We start from the raw sequence: 16,627 nt of genomic DNA, 5'->3' as shown, positions 1-16,627 counted from the left end.
CGCCGGTCTGTCGTACAGGCTGCGTTTAGTCGCATACTGCTCGGCCAGAAATTCAACGGTTTTACGGAAATCTCCCGCATGAAACGTACACCTCACCTGCTTGCGATCCAGTCTCATGTGGTCTTCGGCCACGCCGGAAACAGCGCCGCCGTGTTCCCCATGCAGCGGGTCGGGGTGAACGTGTGGCCGCTCAACACGGTGCAGTTCTCCAACCACACACAGTATGGACAGTGGGCGGGCGAAGTGTTGGCGCCGCAGCAAATTCCTGCGCTGGTGGAGGGTATTGCCGCGATTGGCGAGCTGGGCAACTGTGATGCGGTGCTGTCCGGTTACCTGGGCAGTGCCGACCAGGGCCGCGCCATCCTCAGCGGTGTGGCGCGCATCAAGGCGATCAACCCCAAGGCGCTGTACCTGTGCGACCCGGTGATGGGCCACCCGGAAAAGGGTTGCATCGTGCCGCAGGAGGTCAGCGATTTCCTTTTGGATGAAGCCGCCGCCATGGCGGACTTCCTGTGCCCCAACCAACTGGAGCTGGACAGTTTTGCCGGGCGCAAGCCGCAATCGCTGTTCGATTGCCTGGCGATGGCCAAGGCCTTGCTGGCGCGCGGGCCCAAGGCGGTGTTGGTCAAGCACCTGGATTACCCAGGCAAACTGCCAGAAGGTTTTGAAATGCTGCTGGTGACAGCTGAGGGCAGTTGGCACTTGCGCCGGCCCCTGCTGGCGTTTCCGCGCCAGCCAGTGGGCGTGGGCGACCTGACGTCGGGCCTGTTTCTGGCGCGGGTGCTGTTGGGTGATAGCCTGGTGGCTGCCTTTGAATTCACCGCCGCAGCCGTGCATGAAGTGCTGCTGGAAACCCAGGCTTGCGGCAGTTATGAACTGGAACTGGTGCGGGCCCAGGACCGTATTGCCCACCCTCGTGTGCGCTTCGAAGCCACACCGATCAGCCTGTAATGACACAGAACCCAATGTGGGAGCGGGCTTGCCCGCGATGGCGGAGTCTCGGTCAAAGCGATGTCGACTGAACCACTGCTATCGCGGGCAAGCCCGCTCCCACACGTTTTTGAGTTGAGTCGCCGCTTGGAGTTTACGGCGCGTCGGCTTTGATCTCCCGGTAGCGCTTTTCCAGTTCCTGACGAATCTGCCGACGCTGCTGAGCCTGCACAAAGCGGCGCTTGTCTTCGCTGTTCTGCGGCTGCAACGGCGGTACGGCGGCAGGTTTGCGCTGGTCGTCCACGGCCACCATGGTGAAGAAGCAGCTGTTGGTATGGCGCACCGAGCGTTCACGGATATTCTCGGTCACCACCTTGATGCCCACTTCCATCGACGTATTGCCGGTGTAGTTGACTGACGCCAGGAAGGTCACCAGCTCACCGACATGAATCGGCTCGCGAAAGATCACCTGATCTACTGACAGCGTGACCACATAACGACCGGCATAACGGCTGGCGCAGGCATAGGCCACTTCGTCGAGGTACTTGAGCAGCGTGCCGCCGTGCACATTGCCAGAGAAGTTGGCCATGTCAGGGGTCATCAGTACCGTCATCGACAGCTGGGCGTTTCCGGGTTCCATAGCACACTCACGGGTTGTAGGCATTGGTGGGGGGGAGGCACCTCTGCGGGTACTCAAAGTCTTTGCAGCGCCATCCCTAACGGGACGCCGTCAGGCGGCTCGCCGTCACGCGCGCAGCGATCTGTTTCCATATATTGCACCGGCTTTCCAGCAGAAGTCGCGGTGTTACCCTTCAAAAGCCCTTCTCAGGGCTTTTCTTACGATCAAGGCAGACTTTTCCGACCCTTCAAAGGCGAGGCCGGAAGTGGGAAAAGCGCCGGCACCCTCAAGGAGCCCCTCGCCATGCACGCCATCAGCTTTATCCAGGACTTGGCCGTGATCATGCTGGTGGCAGGGGTGGTCACCATCCTGTTTCACCGCTTCAAGCAGCCGGTGGTGTTGGGCTACATCGTCGCCGGCTTCATTATCGGCCCCCACACTCCGCCGTTTGGCCTGATCCACGATGAAGACACGATCAAGACCCTGGCGGAGCTGGGGGTCATCTTCCTGATGTTCTGCCTGGGCCTGGAATTCAGCCTGCGCAAGCTATTCAAAGTCGGGGCCACGGCGTTTATCGCGGCGTTCCTGGAAATCGTACTGATGATCTGGATCGGCTACGAGATCGGCCGCTGGTTCGACTGGAGCACCATGGACTCGCTGTTCCTCGGAGCGATCCTGGCAATCTCCTCGACCACCATTATCGTCAAGGCTCTCAACGACCTGAAGATGAAAGACCAGCGGTTCGCCCAGCTGATTTTCGGTGTGCTGATTGTGGAGGACATCCTGGGTATCGGCATCATTGCCTTGCTGTCGAGCATCGCCGTGAGTGGCACGGTCAGCTCCGGCGAGGTGTTCTCCACTGTCGGCAAGCTCTCGCTGTTCATGATCGTTGCGCTGGTGATTGGTATTTTGCTGGTGCCGCGCCTGCTGGCTTATGTGGCCAAGTTTGAAAGCAACGAGATGCTGCTGATCACGGTATTGGGGCTGTGCTTTGGTTTCTGCCTGCTGGTGGTGAAGTTGGAATACAGCATGGTGCTCGGGGCCTTTTTGATCGGCGCGATCATGGCTGAATCCCGGCAGTTGATTAAGATCGAACGCCTGATCGAACCCGTTCGCGATATGTTCAGCGCAATTTTCTTCGTGGCGATTGGCTTGATGATCGACCCGCAGATCCTGCTGCAATACGCCTGGCCCATTGCGGTGATCACCGTGGCCGTGGTGTTGGGCAAGATGCTGTCTTGCGGGCTGGGCGCGTTTATCGCCGGCAACGATGGTCGCACCTCGCTGCGGGTGGGTATGGGGCTGTCACAAATTGGCGAGTTTTCTTTCATCATCGCAGCGCTGGGGATGACCCTGCAGGTCACCAGCGACTTTCTGTACCCAGTGGCGGTGGCCGTTTCGGCGATCACCACGCTGCTCACGCCCTACCTGATTCGTGGCGCGGACCCGCTGTCATTGAAGATCGCGACGGTAATGCCCAAGCGTATGAGCCGAGTGTTCGGCATGTATGGCGAATGGTTGCGCAGCATTCAGCCACAGGGCGAGGGGGCGATGTTGGCCGCGATGATCCGCAAGATCATCCTGCAGGTCGGGGTAAACCTGGCGTTGGTGACCGCGATCTTCTTTGCCGGCAGCTTTTTCGCGGAGCGCATCGGTGGGTATCTCGAGGGCTGGGTCAGCGATCAGAGTTGGCAGAAGGCGTTGATCTGGGGCGGGGCGCTGCTGGTGTCGTTGCCGTTTCTGATTGCGGCGTATCGCAAGCTCAAGGCGCTGTCGATGCTGCTGGCGGAGATGAGCGTGAAACCAGAAATGGCCGGGAGGCATACCCAACGTGTGCGAAGGGTGATTGCGGAGCTGATCCCCCTCTTGTCGCTGCTGGTGATCTTCCTGCTATTGGCAGCCTTGTCGGCCAGTATTCTGCCGACCAACAAGTTGCTGGTGTTGATTGCCGTGGTCACGGCGGCGGTGGCTGCAGTGCTCTGGCGCTGGTTTATCCGTGTGCATACGCGGATGCAGGTTGCGTTGCTGGAGACGCTGGATAACCACAAGGATACGGAACACTGACTGGCGTTGGCGGGGGCTGCTTTGCCGCCCAGCGGGAGCAAGCTCCCTCGCCACAAAAGCCGGTTGCCAGAGGTCAGGGGACTCAGCTTTCCAGCCAGACGTCCCGTGCCCAGTGCCACACCGATTCCCAGGTTTCTTCAGTAACCAGTTCTTCCTCACCGGACCACAGCACGACGGTGCCGTCTTCTTCGACGCAATAGTAGTCGTCGCCGTCCTGGCAGATAGGGATCAGGCTGCGATCAACACCGGCATCCCAGGCGTTGGCGGCAACGTCTGGCAGGTAAGTGTGGGACTGTGGGTCGGTGACGGTCACCGGCTCCAGGCTGCCGTAGACCACGTCACTGACGGTCAGCAGGAATTCACGGAAGACAAAGGGGATGTCGATGAACAGTTGTTCCTCGATTTCCACCAGCAGGTCTTCGTCAGGCAGCTCCAAAGGAACCGGGACCGGTTCGTTGGCTTCACGCAGTTGTTCGATGATTTCTTCCACGGCCGGGATCCTCTTGCTAGATGGCGCGGTTTATAGGGGCGTTTTATACAGTAGCTCGCTATAAGTGCAACCGTGAAATAGAAAACCCCGGACATGTCCGGGGTTTTTGTTACCGCTTGCTCAAACGCGCAGGTATTAGCCGTTCTGGCGGATACCGGCGACCAGCCATGGCTGGTCGTCGCCCTGGGCGCGTTCCATATTCCAGCTTTCGCTGAACACTTCGCCCTGGTCGAAGCGCGAGGACTTCGACACGCCGCTGAAGGTCAGGGTGGCGATGGTCTTGTCGGCACGATCATCCACGCCATCGAGCTGTACGCGCAGGTCGTCGATGTAGGTCGACTGGAAGGCGTCACCGATCTCGGCACGTTCGCGCTTGAGGAACTCCAGCAGCTGCGGGGTCACGAACTCGGAGATCTTGTCCATTTCGTTGGCGTCCCAGTGCTGTTGCAGGGACTGGAAGTGGCTGCGGGCCGCTTCGACGAAACGCTCTTCGTTGAACCAGGCCGGTGCGTTGATCACCGGACGGGCGGCAGGGGCTGCCGAACCACCGAAGATCGAACCCATGGCAGGCTTCTGTTCGAACGCTTCACGCTGCATCGGCGCGCCGGCTGGAGCCAGGTGCTCCTGCTGCTTGCGGCGACGGGCGGCGATAAAGCGGAAGACCAAAAAGGCGATGACGCCCATGATCAGGATGTCGAAGATCTGCATGCCCTGGAAGCCGTCGCCCATGAACATGGACGCAAGCAGGCCACCGGCGGCGATGCCGGCCAGTGGGCCCAGCCAACGCGAAGCACCGCCGGCCTTGGCAGCAGCGCCAGCGGCACCGGCTGCGCCTGCAGTAGCCGCAGCACCGCCGGCACCGGCGGATGGAGCCATTTGGCTGGTCTGGTGAGTCGGTGCCGCGCCCGAGCTTTTGCCGCCACCGAAGCGTTTGGCGTTGGCGTCGAGGCTCATCGTCAGGCCGATGCACAACGCCATGGCGATGCTAAGAAAACGTTTCATATAGGGAATTCCCATTTGTGGATTGCACGCGCGCCATGTTGCACAGGTGTCGTGGCAGTGGCTAGCGGCATAATGTTTCGGGCTTTTGCGTAAGACCAAATCCGAAGGGTCTGTAGGACCAATTACAGATATTGGCCCGCACGCCTCTAAAACAAGGCTGGGCCAATAATCTTCATGTTACGCAGTGTTTCATGATGGTGGGCTTATTGTGGCCAGAGATTGCTCCCGCTGGGCTGCGCAGCAGCCCCAAAAAACGGGCGCGCTGCGCACGCCAGCGGAAGCAATCTATGGCCACAGGTGATCAGCTCAGACCGCTTCGAGCTTGGCGTAACCCATCATCAGCCACTTGCTGCCCTCGGCGAAGTTCACCTGCACCCGCGCCTGGGCGCCTGCGCCTTCGAAGTTGAGGATCACGCCTTCGCCGAAGATCGCATGCTTGACCTGCTGGCCCAGGCTGAACGGGGTTTCCGGTATTTCGGAACCGGCAAACATGCTGCTGGAGTTCTGTTGCTGGCCACCGCCGAACGGGCGGCTGACGCTGTTGGACAAGCGTACTTCCTGGATCAGCCCCTTCGGCACCTCACGTACGAAGCGCGACACCTTGTTGTAGGTTTCGCTGCCATACAGGCGTCGGGTCTCGGCGTAGGTCATCACCAGGTTCTGCATCGCCCGGGTGATGCCCACGTAGGCCAGGCGGCGTTCTTCTTCAAGGCGGCCGGGCTCTTCCAGGCTCATCTTGTGAGGGAACAGGCCTTCTTCCATGCCCACCAGGAACACATAAGGGAATTCCAGGCCTTTGGCGCTGTGCAAGGTCATCAGCTGGATGCTGTCTTCATGCTCGTCGGCCTGGGTATCGCCGGCTTCCAGCGAGGCGTGGCCCAGGAAAGCGGCGAGCGGCGTCAGCTCTTCGTCGTCCTCGGTGTTTTCGAACGCGCGGGCGGCGCTGACCAGTTCCTCAAGGTTTTCTACCCGGGCCTGGCCTTTCTCGCCTTTTTCCGCTTCGTGATAGGCGATCAGCCCGGACTGCTCGATCACGGTCTGAGTCATCAGGTGCAGCGGCATCTCTGCGCACTTGGCGGCCAGGTTCTCGATCAGCTCGACAAACACTCCCAACGCCCCCGCAGCACGGCCAGTCAGGCCTTTGTTGGCGATCAGCAAGCGCATGGCTTCCCACATCGACACATCGGCATGGCGCGCATGGTCGCGGATCGCTTCGACGGTTTTCTCGCCAATGCCACGCGCCGGGATGTTGATCACCCGCTCCAGCGCTGCATCGTTACCACGGCCTTCAAGCAAACGCAGGTAGGCCATGGCGTTCTTGATTTCGGCGCGCTCGAAGAAGCGCTGGCCGCCATAGATGCGGTACGGGATGCGCTCGCGCAGCAAGGCCTCTTCCAGCACCCGTGATTGGGCGTTGGAACGGTACAGAATCGCGATATCGCTGCGGGCCAGGCCGGTTTTCAGTGCGCTTTCAATGGTTTCGACCACGTAGCGCGCTTCATCGTGCTCATTGAACGCCGCGTACAGGTTGATCGCTTCGCCTTCGCCGCCGTCGGTCCACAGCTCTTTGCCCAGGCGCCCGGTGTTGTTGGCGATCAAGGCGTTGGCCGCCTTGAGGATCCCGGCGGTGGAGCGGTAATTCTGCTCCAGGCGGATGGTCACCGCGTCCGGGAAGTCTTCGGAATACTGGTAGATGTTCTCGATTTTCGCGCCGCGCCAGCCGTAGATCGACTGGTCGTCATCGCCCACCACCATCAGGCTGTCACCGCCCTTGGCCAGCAGACGCAACCATGCGTACTGCACGGCGTTGGTGTCCTGAAACTCGTCCACCAGGATATGGCGGAAGCGTTTCTGGTAATGGGCCAGCAAACCGGGGTTGTCGCGCCAGAGGTCGAGGGCACGCAGCAGCAGTTCGGAGAAGTCGATGACGCCGGCGCGCACGCAGGCCGCTTCATAGGCCTCATAAATGCTGCGCATGGTGGCCAGGAACAGGTCGCCGCTGGCCTGGATATGTTGCGGGCGCAGGCCCTCGTCTTTCTGACCGTTGATGAACCACTGCGCCTGGCGCGCCGGCCAGCGTTGTTCGTCCAGGCCCAGTTCGCGGATCACGCGCTTGACCAGGCGTTGCTGGTCGTCGCTGTCGAGAATCTGGAAGGTCTGGCTCAGGCCGGCTTCCTGCCAATGCGCCCGCAACAGGCGGTGCGCCAGGCCGTGGAAGGTGCCCACCCACATGCCGGCCGGGCTGATGCCCATCAACTGCTCGATGCGATGACGCATCTCGGCAGCGGCCTTGTTGGTGAAGGTCACCGACAGGATGGAATGCGGGGACGCGTTTTCGACCTGGATCAACCAGGCGATACGGTGCACCAGCACTCGGGTTTTACCGGAGCCAGCACCGGCCAGGACCAACTGACGGCCAACGGGGGCCGCTACGGCCTGGCGTTGGGCATCGTTGAGGGAGTTCAGCAAAAGAGAGAGATCATCGCGCATCGACGCATTCTATGGGCCTTGGGGGGCCTGGGCAAATCCCAATGCCGGATGGTCGATGCAAAACGCCTGCACGCTACCGACGCGGCGAACATTCTGACGGGGGGGATGACCGGTTGGTCATCGGCCGCAGCCCATGCAGTGTCTTGCTCAAGCGGTCTGGGCCAAAGGTTTGCGGCCTATCGCAGCAGGTTTTTTATGACTTGTAGCAGTTTGGCCCAGGCGCTTGCTTGTGTATGCTCCGTCGACGTTTCGGGCTCACCATTATAAGAACACCGCCTATGACCCTTAGCACCGACCTGTTTGGCCCCTCGCCGGCCCCGGCACAGGTCATCCGTAAACACTATGCAACCGAAATCGCGGTTGAGCGCACGCGCCTGCTGTATCAAGGTTCGTTGCTGCCGACGCTGCTGATGCTGGTCAACGGCCTGGTCTGCGCCTGGTTGCTGTGGAACCCCAATCAGTACCTGCTGGACAGCGTCTGGCTGCTCTGGCTGCTTGCCCTGGTGGCGATGCGCGTGATTCAAGTGGCAGCCTTTGATTCGGCCATGCCCAGCCGGCAGGCCCAGCCCGTGTGGCGCCGTATGTTCATGCTCGGCTCGGCGGTCAGTGGCCTGACCCTCTCCGTTGCGGCCATTGCCCTGGTGCCCACGGACAGCTTCATGCATCAGGCCTGGGTGTTTGGCCTGATCGGCGCCGCCACCTTGTCGGCCAGCGTGGCCTATGCCGTGAGCTTTTGGGCTTACCTGTCGTTTGCCTTGCCGTGCCTGGTGCCGGCCATCGTCTACCTGTTCTGGAATGGCACACCGCAGCAAAAAGGCTGGGGCGTCCTCGGGCTGATCCTGCTGGCGTCCCTGAGCCTGGTCGCGTGGCAGGTCAACCGCCTGATCCAGCGCGGGTTGTTGCGCCGTTTCCAGAACCAGGCCCTGATCGAGCATTTACAGCAGGCGCAGCAACGCAGTGAGCAGTTGAACCAGGACCTGGTGCGCGAAGTCGAGCAGCGCCGCGAGGTGGAGCAGAACTTGCGTGAAGCCCAGGTCGGTCTGCAAGATCGTGTGGCGCAACGCAGCCAGCAATTGGATGCTGCCAGCCTCGCCTTGAGTAAAAGCGAAGCGCGCCTGGCCATGGCCCTGCAAGCCAGTGAACTGGGCCTGTGGGACTGGAACCTGCAAACCGACGAGGTCCACCACACGCAACTCAAGGAGTTGTTTGGCCTGGAGCCCGAATACGTCACGGCGATGCTCAGCCACCTCAAACCGCGCCTGCACCCCGACGATCTGCCACTGCTCAAACACGCGCTGGTAGAGCATCTCAAAGGCCGCAGCGAGGACTATCAGGTGGAGTACCGGATACGTCATGGCGATGGGCATTGGGTGTGGATCGAAGACCGCGGGCGCGCCGTGGAGCGCACGCCCAGTGGCCGCGTCATCCGTATGCTGGGCACGCGCCGCGACATCAGCGCCGGCAAGGCGGTGGAGGAGCAGCAACGCCTGGCTTCGACGGTGTTCGAGGCGGCCAGCGAAGGCATTGTGATCCTCGACCCGAACTACGCGCTGATCGCCGTGAACCAGGCGTTCAGCCGCGTCACCGGTTTCGACATCGACGACATGCTTGGCCGCAACGTCGTGGAACTGCCCAGCAGTCGCGATGCGCGGCGCCACTTCCCGCTGATCCGCCAGGCATTGCTCAGCCACGGCACCTGGCAGGGCGAATTGGTGGAGACGCGCAAGAACGGCGAACTGTACCCGCAATGGCTACAGCTGAATGTGGTGCGTGATGTACGGGGGAACGTCAGTCATATCGTAGGATTCTTCGCCGATCTGTCCGCCCGGCGCGAGTCGGAAGAGCGCATGCGCTACCTCACCCACTACGACGAGTTGACCGGCCTGGCCAACCGCTCGCTGTTTCGCGAACGGCTGCGCGAAGCTCACCAGCGGGTGCGCCAAGGCGGTCGCAGCCTCGCGCTGCTGCATATCAACCTCGACCGCTTCAAATTGCTCAATGACAGCCTGGGCCATGAAGTGGCCGACCAACTGCTGCAGAAAATGGCGCGGCGCTTGATCAACGCGCTGCCGGAGGCCGACACCATTGCGCGCCTGTCCGGTGATGAGTTCGCCGTACTGTTTGACGCCTATGGCAACTTATCCAGCCTGGCGCGGGTGGCGACCCGGTTGCTGGCGAAGCTGCGCGTGCCGGTGAACGTGGAGGGGCATGAGCTGGTGGTAAGCGCCTCTATGGGCGTCAGCCTGTTGCCTGATAACGCACGGGAAATTTCTGCACTGGTCAGCCAGGCGAATATGGCGATGCAGCACGCCAAGCATTTGGGCGGGAACAATTTCCAGTTCTTCACCGACAGCCTGCAAGCCAGCACCCTGGAGCGTTTGCAGCTGGAAAACCACCTGCGCAAAGCCATCGACGAGCGTCAGCTCACGGTGTTTTACCAACCCAAGCTGTGCCTGGTCACTGGCAAGCTGAAGGCTGCCGAGGCGTTGGTCCGCTGGGAGCATCCGCAATGGGGCATGGTGCCGCCGAGTGACTTTATCGGTTTGGCGGAAGAAACCGGCTTGATCGTGCCGTTGGGCGAATTTGTGCTGCGCCAGGCCTGCTGGCAGGCCTGCGAATGGCAGCGTCAGGGGCTGGCGCCGATTCGCGTGTCGGTCAACCTGTCGGTGCATCAGCTGCGCCAGGGCAAGCTGGTCAGCCTGGTGCGCCAAGTGCTGGAGGAAACCGCACTGGACCCGCAGTACCTGGAGCTGGAACTGACCGAAAGCCAGTTGCTCGACAGCGTTGAACACATCATCGCCACCTTCCAGCAATTGCGCGACCTGGGGGTGAAGCTGGCCATCGACGACTTTGGCACCGGTTATTCGTCCCTCAGCTACCTCAAGCGTATCCCGGTGGACTACGTAAAAATCGATCAGGCCTTTATCCGGGGGCTTGGCCAGGGGCGCGAGGATGCGGCCATCACCCGTGCGATCATCGCCATGGCCCACGGGTTGGCGCTCAAGGTAGTGGCCGAAGGAGTGGAGGATCAGCAGCAGCTGGATTTCCTGCGCGGTGAGCAGTGTGACGAGGTACAGGGTTACCTGATCAGCCCGCCCATGAGGGCCGAAGGGCTGGCGGATTTGTTACGCAAAAACTCAGATTTTTCTTAACGCAGCGTAGGCCGCGTTTATGGCTACATAGCGGCTGCCCGCTGAATCAGAGGGGAGCAGGGCGATTTAGTGATGCATCTAACGGGCAAAACGACAATTCTTGTAGTATAACTACAAGCTTGCTACATCCCTGGCGCCTGCCAATAACAAGAGTCCTGCCCTTTGAACCTGTTGCAACATATCGCCCAGTCGCGCCACCTGTTACGCAAATCGGAACTCAAGGTTGCCGATCATGTGCTGCTTGACCCTGCGGCCGTGATGCACAGTTCCATGGCCGACTTGGCCCACAGCGTGGGCATCAGCGAGCCGACCATCGTGCGCTTCTGCCGCGCCATTGGTTGCTCCGGCTTTCAGGACCTCAAGCTCAAGCTGGCGCAAAGCCTGGCTGCCGGTGCGAGCTTCGGCCAGTTTGCAATCCATGAAGACGACTCCGTCGCCGACTACAGCCTGAAAATCTTCGACACCACCTTGCACACCTTGATGGAAGTGCGTGAGAAGCTCGACCCGGTGGAGCTGCAAAAGGCCGTGACCGCAATGTCCCAGGCCCAGCGCGTCGAGTTCTACGGCTTCGGTGCGTCCGGCGCGGTGGCGGCCGATGCCCAGCACAAGTTCTTCCGCCTGCTGCTGACCGCCGCGGCCTACAGCGACCCGCACATGCAGGCGATGTCGGCGGTGACCTTGAAGCCTACTGACGTGGCCATCTGCATTTCCCAATCAGGTCGTTCCAAAGACCTGCTGATCACCGCCAACCTGGTGCGTGAGAGCGGCGCGTCGTTGATTACCCTGTGCCCGAGCCAGACGCCATTGGCCGAGTTGTCCACGGTGAACCTGGCGATCGACGTGCATGAAGACACCGAAATCTACACGCCGCTGACCTCGCGCATTGCCCACCTGGTGGTTATCGACGTGTTGGCGATGGGCGTGGCCATGGCCCGTGGCCCGAGCCTGGTTAACCACCTCAAGAGCGTGAAGCGCAGCTTGCGTAGCCTTCGCCTCTCGCCAAAATCCGTCAAAGCCCTCGACGACTAAGCCCAGGCCATACTCGGTCAAAGTGTGGGAGCTGGCTTGCTGTGGCGAGGGAGCTTGCTCCCGCTGACTGCGCAGCAGTCTCCGGCTTTTTGGGGGCGCTTCGCACCCCAGCGCAAGCAAGCTTGCTCGCCACAGCGAACCAGCTCCCACAGGGAGTTTGCGTCAATTTCGCAAGATTCATCATCCTGTAATCCCCGCGCCGCCAAACCGTCATCCCCCACGCCCATCCTGTACTCCCCGTACTCGCATTGGGAGACTCCAAATGACCCGGCCCTACGAAGACAGCAACAGCACCGTCAAGACCCGTCGTCAGCAGGAAGACCAGCGCCGCATGGCGTTCCGTCGCGCCATCGAAGACCGTTGCGAGGAGCGCCAGTTGCTCCAGAGCATCAGTGACTACCCGGAACTGCATTGGCAGGCACCCGTGGCTGCCCAGCGAAACGCTCAGCCAGCGCGCTGATCTGCACCCGTTCGCTGCGAATAAAGCCCAGGAACGCATGGGCCACCGGTGACAGGCGTTTAGCCTTGGCCTGTACCAGGCACCAACTGCGGTACAGCGGCAGTTCTTCCACCGGCAGCTCCTTGAGCCCGCCGGTGGCCAGCTCCAGGTTCAAGGCGTGGCGCGTCAGCAATGCCACGCCCAACCCTGCACTCACACATTCACGCTGCGCCTCGGCCGAGGCCACTTCCACCGTCTGGGTGAAGTGCACGCGTTTTTCCTTGAAGTATTCCTCGCAGGCCAGTCGCGTGCCAGAGCCCGGCTCGCGGATGAGCAGGGTATAAGGCTCCAGGTCCTGCAAGCGCAGTGGCCCTTGCAGGCTCAACGGATGATCTGGCAGCGCCACGGCGACAATCGGATTGTTGAGAAACGGCAGGAATTCCAGGCCCATGTCCTGGGGCACCATGGACATGATCACCAGGTCGTCGCGGTTGTCCGAGAGCCGGCGGATCACCTGGGCACGGTTGACCACCGTGAGCTGCAATTGCACTTCCGGATGCTGGCGCTTGAAGGCGGCGAACAGGTGCGGCACGAAATACTTGGCGCTGGACTCCACCGCCAGTTTCAGTTGGCCTTGCAGTGAACCCTGCATGTCCGACAGCTGCATATCGAGGTTTTCCAGGCGCCCGAAGATGTCGCGGCTGGCCCGTTGCAAAGCTTCGGCGGCCTCGGTCATGTAGAGTTTTTTGCCGACATAGTCGAACAGCGGTTGGCCGATCAGTTCTTCCAGCTGGCGAATTTGCAGGCTGACCGCCGGTTGGGTGAGGGACATTTCCTCGGCGGCACGGCTGTAGGAACGCAAATCACACACTTCATTGAAGATCTGCAATTGACGCAATGTCATACGCATCAATGACTTACGCATTTTATAAAGCCTCGGCCCCTTGGTGTTCCCGCTAACTATAAGTCTTTACTTATACACAACCCAATAATTATTGATTTTTGTTAATTCTCCTGTGCGCATAGTGTGTGTCTCGCGACTGTCATGAAACATTTGGTCACGCGCCGGCCCGGCTGCAACGGGTCGAAGCACGCAAATCGGCTCAAGGGAATTTCCAAGTGATAAAAAAGATCCTGATCGCCAACCGTGGTGAAATTGCCGTACGAATCGTGCGTGCCTGCGCCGAGATGGGCATTCGCTCGGTCGCGGTTTATTCGGACGCCGACCGCCATGCGTTGCACGTCAAGCGTGCCGACGAAGCCCACAGCATCGGTGCCGAGCCGCTCGCCGGTTACTTGAACCCGCGCAAGCTGGTGAACCTGGCGGTGGAAACCGGCTGCGATGCGCTGCACCCCGGCTACGGCTTCCTGTCGGAAAACGCCGAATTGGCAGATATCTGTGCCGAGCGCGGCATCAAGTTCATCGGCCCCTCGGCAGAAGTGATTCGCCGCATGGGCGACAAGACCGAAGCGCGCCGCAGCATGATCAAGGCCGGTGTGCCGGTCACGCCGGGCACCGAAGGCAACGTTGCCGACATCCACGAAGCCCTCACTGAAGGCGACCGTATCGGTTACCCGGTGATGCTCAAGGCCACCTCCGGTGGTGGCGGCCGTGGCATTCGTCGTTGCAACAGTCGCGAAGAACTTGAACAAGCCTTTCCCCGCGTGATTTCCGAAGCCACCAAGGCCTTCGGTTCGGCGGAAGTGTTCTTGGAAAAATGCATCGTCAATCCCAAGCACATCGAGGCGCAGATCCTCGGCGACAGCTTTGGCAACGTGGTGCACCTGTTCGAGCGTGACTGCTCGATCCAGCGTCGCAACCAGAAGCTGATCGAAATCGCCCCCAGCCCGCAACTGACCCCGGAACAGCGCGCCTACATCGGCGATCTGTCGGTGCGCGCCGCCAAGGCCGTGGGCTACGAGAACGCCGGCACCGTGGAGTTCCTGCTCGCCGAGGGCGAGGTGTACTTCATGGAGATGAACACGCGGGTGCAGGTGGAACACACCATCACCGAAGAAATCACCGGCATCGATATCGTTCGCGAGCAAATCCGCATCGCCTCCGGCCTGCCGTTGTCGGTCAAGCAGGAAGATATCCAGCACCGTGGTTTCGCGTTGCAGTTTCGTATCAACGCTGAAGACCCGAAGAACAACTTCCTCCCAAGCTTCGGCAAGATCACCCGTTACTACGCCCCTGGCGGCCCCGGCGTGCGTACCGACACGGCGATCTACACCGGCTACACCATCCCGCCGTTCTATGACTCCATGTGCCTGAAACTGGTGGTGTGGGCGTTGACCTGGGAAGAAGCCATGGACCGCGGCCTGCGTGCCCTGGACGACATGCGCCTGCAAGGCGTGAAGACCACTGCCGCCTATTATCAGGAAATCCTGCGCAACCCGGAATTCCGTAGCGGCCAGTTCAATACAAGCTTTGTGGAAAGCCACCCTGAGCTGACCAACTACTCGATCAAGCGCAAACCCGAAGAGCTGGCCCTGGCCATCGCCGCCGCCATCGCCGCCCACGCAGGCCTGTGAGGAATATAACAATGAGCAAGAAGATCTTCGTAACCGACACCATCCTGCGCGACGCCCACCAATCGTTGCTGGCCACCCGCATGCGCACCGACGACATGCTGCCGATCTGCGACAAGCTCGACAAAGTTGGCTACTGGTCCCTGGAAGTCTGGGGCGGCGCGACCTTCGACGCCTGTGTGCGCTTCCTCAAGGAGGACCCGTGGGAGCGCCTGCGCCAACTGCGTGCCGCACTGCCCAATACGCGCCTGCAAATGCTGCTGCGCGGCCAGAACCTGCTGGGCTACCGCCATTACAGCGACGACGTGGTCAAAGCCTTCGTGGCCAAGGCGGCGGTCAACGGTATCGACGTGTTCCGCATTTTCGATGCAATGAACGACGTGCGTAACCTGCGCGTGGCCATTGAAGCGGTGAAAGCCGCTGGCAAACATGCACAAGGCACTATCGCCTACACCACCAGCCCAGTGCATACCGTGGAAGCGTTCGTGGCCCAGGCCAAGCAATTGGAAGCCATGGGCTGCGACTCCATCGCGATCAAGGACATGGCCGGCCTGCTCACGCCCTACGCCACTGGCGAACTGGTCAAGGCACTCAAAGCCGAGCAGAACCTGCCGATCTTTATCCATTCACACGACACCGCCGGCCTGGCCGCGATGTGCCAACTCAAGGCCATCGAAAACGGTGCCGACCACATCGATACGGCCATCTCCAGCTTTGCCTGGGGCACCAGCCATCCGGGCACCGAGTCGATGGTCGCAGCCCTTAAAGGCAGCGAGTTCGACACCGGCCTCGACCTGGAACTGCTGCAAGAGATCGGCCTGTACTTCTACGCCGTGCGCAAGAAGTACCACCAGTTCGAGAGCGAATTCACCGCCGTCGACACCCGTGTGCAAGTCAACCAGGTGCCGGGCGGGATGATCTCCAACCTGGCCAACCAGCTCAAAGAGCAGGGCGCCCTGAACCGCATGAGCGAAGTGCTGGCCGAGATTCCCCGAGTGCGTGAAGACCTCGGCTTCCCGCCACTGGTAACGCCGACCTCGCAGATCGTTGGCACCCAGGCGTTCTTCAACGTATTGGCCGGCGAGCGCTACAAAACCATCACCAACGAAGTGAAGCTCTACCTGCAAGGCGGTTACGGCAAGGCGCCGGGTACGGTGAACGAAAAACTGCGCCGCCAGGCCATCGGCAGCGAAGACGTGATCGACGTGCGCCCGGCGGATTTGCTCAAGCCGGAAATGACCAAGCTGCGCGGCGAAATCGGCGCATTGGCCAAGTCCGAAGAAGACGTGCTGACCTACGCCATGTTCCCGGACATCGGGCGCAAGTTCCTCGAAGAACGCGACGCCGGCACCCTGGCCCCTGAAGTGTTGTTGCCGATCCCGGAAGCGGGCGGCGTGGCCCGTGCTGGCGGTGAAGGTGTACCGACCGAATTCGTTATCGACGTGCACGGCGAAAGCTACCGCGTGGATATCACCGGTGTCGGTGTAAAGGCCGAAGGCAAGCGTCACTTCTACCTGTCCATCGACGGCATGCCGGAAGAAGTGGTGTTCGAGCCGCTAAACGAATTTGTCAGCAGCGGCGGCAGCAAGCGCAAGCACGCGACCGAACCGGGCCATGTCAGCACGGCGATGCCGGGCAATATCGTCGATGTGCTGGTCAAGGTCGGCGACGTGGTCAAGGCCGGCCAGGCCGTGTTGATTACCGAAGCCATGAAGATGGAGACCGAAGTGCAGGCAGCGATTGCCGGCAAGGTCGCCGCTGTTCATGTGGCCAAGGGCGACCGGGTGAACCCTGGGGAAATCCTGATCGAGATCGAAGGCTGATTACTCAGCCTTCCAACTACCGCTTAAACCTCGGGGGGGCATGTGCCCCCTTTTTTT

The 16,627-nt window shown here is 60.9% G+C and carries 12 protein-coding genes; 7 read left to right on the top strand and 5 right to left on the bottom strand.

Going from position 1 to position 16,627, the window contains the following annotated elements; translation table 11 throughout:
• Window positions 1–78 precede the first annotated feature (78 nt).
• Window positions 79–951: a pyridoxal kinase PdxY gene (pdxY, locus tag APH41_RS00400; RefSeq protein WP_054916953.1), complete on the top strand. Its 873-nt coding sequence runs from the start codon at window positions 79–81 to the stop codon at window positions 949–951.
• A gap of 133 nt (window positions 952–1,084) precedes the next feature.
• Here the strand turns inward: pdxY and APH41_RS00395 are convergent, their stop codons facing one another.
• Window positions 1,085–1,570, bottom strand: coding sequence for an acyl-CoA thioesterase (locus APH41_RS00395; RefSeq protein ID WP_003195747.1), 486 nt, complete (start codon window positions 1,568–1,570; stop codon window positions 1,085–1,087).
• A gap of 282 nt (window positions 1,571–1,852) precedes the next feature.
• Here APH41_RS00395 and APH41_RS00390 point away from each other — a divergent pair, with 282 nt between their 5' ends.
• Window positions 1,853–3,613 carry a cation:proton antiporter gene (locus APH41_RS00390; protein ID WP_054916952.1) on the top strand — a complete coding sequence of 587 codons (1,761 nt, stop codon included), beginning with the start codon at window positions 1,853–1,855 and terminating at the stop codon, window positions 3,611–3,613.
• A gap of 82 nt (window positions 3,614–3,695) precedes the next feature.
• On the opposite strand, the gene APH41_RS00385 is transcribed toward APH41_RS00390, so the two are convergent.
• The 3 genes from APH41_RS00385 to uvrD form a co-directional block, all read right to left on the bottom strand.
• On the bottom strand, window positions 3,696–4,103 hold the full coding sequence (locus tag APH41_RS00385; RefSeq protein WP_034129154.1) for an SMI1/KNR4 family protein: 408 nt from the start codon (window positions 4,101–4,103) through the stop codon (window positions 3,696–3,698).
• A gap of 135 nt (window positions 4,104–4,238) precedes the next feature.
• A complete protein-coding gene (locus APH41_RS00380; protein ID WP_003195740.1) occupies window positions 4,239–5,105 on the bottom strand; it encodes a Tim44 domain-containing protein in 867 nt (288 codons plus the stop codon).
• A gap of 306 nt (window positions 5,106–5,411) precedes the next feature.
• On the bottom strand, window positions 5,412–7,595 hold the full coding sequence (gene uvrD / locus APH41_RS00375; protein WP_014720554.1) for a DNA helicase II: 2,184 nt from the start codon (window positions 7,593–7,595) through the stop codon (window positions 5,412–5,414).
• A 278-nt stretch (window positions 7,596–7,873) separates the two neighbouring features.
• Between uvrD and APH41_RS00370 the strand changes: the two genes are divergently transcribed.
• The 3 genes from APH41_RS00370 (at window position 7,874) to APH41_RS27690 (ending at window position 12,236) form a co-directional block, all read left to right on the top strand.
• Complete coding sequence (locus APH41_RS00370) at window positions 7,874–10,747, top strand: EAL domain-containing protein (RefSeq protein WP_054916950.1); 2,874 nt, start codon at window positions 7,874–7,876, stop codon at window positions 10,745–10,747.
• A gap of 162 nt (window positions 10,748–10,909) precedes the next feature.
• Entirely contained in the window at window positions 10,910–11,776 is an 867-nt protein-coding gene (gene hexR, locus APH41_RS00365) for a transcriptional regulator HexR (RefSeq protein WP_003177007.1), read from the top strand.
• A gap of 262 nt (window positions 11,777–12,038) precedes the next feature.
• On the top strand, window positions 12,039–12,236 hold the full coding sequence (locus APH41_RS27690) for a PA3496 family putative envelope integrity protein (protein WP_073526287.1): 198 nt from the start codon (window positions 12,039–12,041) through the stop codon (window positions 12,234–12,236).
• On the opposite strand, the gene APH41_RS00355 is transcribed toward APH41_RS27690, so the two are convergent.
• Window positions 12,166–13,140, bottom strand: a complete 975-nt coding sequence (locus APH41_RS00355; protein WP_034129151.1) for a LysR family transcriptional regulator — start codon at window positions 13,138–13,140, stop codon at window positions 12,166–12,168. The two genes, APH41_RS27690 and APH41_RS00355, sit on opposite strands and share 71 nt — an antisense overlap.
• A 194-nt stretch (window positions 13,141–13,334) precedes the next feature.
• Between APH41_RS00355 and APH41_RS00350 the strand changes: the two genes are divergently transcribed.
• Window positions 13,335–14,750 (top strand): acetyl-CoA carboxylase biotin carboxylase subunit, encoded by a 1,416-nt coding sequence (locus APH41_RS00350; RefSeq protein WP_003195732.1) that lies wholly within the window; start codon window positions 13,335–13,337, stop codon window positions 14,748–14,750.
• A gap of 11 nt (window positions 14,751–14,761) precedes the next feature.
• The gene (gene oadA / locus APH41_RS00345; protein WP_034129149.1) at window positions 14,762–16,570 is read left to right on the top strand and encodes a sodium-extruding oxaloacetate decarboxylase subunit alpha; all 1,809 of its coding nucleotides are present in this window, start codon (window positions 14,762–14,764) and stop codon (window positions 16,568–16,570) included.
• Window positions 16,571–16,627: the final 57 nt, after the last annotated feature.

This window comes from Pseudomonas sp. NBRC 111138, from assembly GCF_001320835.1.
In the GTDB taxonomy this organism is placed as follows: Bacteria; Pseudomonadota; Gammaproteobacteria; order Pseudomonadales; family Pseudomonadaceae; genus Aquipseudomonas; species Aquipseudomonas paracarnis.
This window is presented reverse-complemented; position numbering and strand designations above follow the sequence as displayed.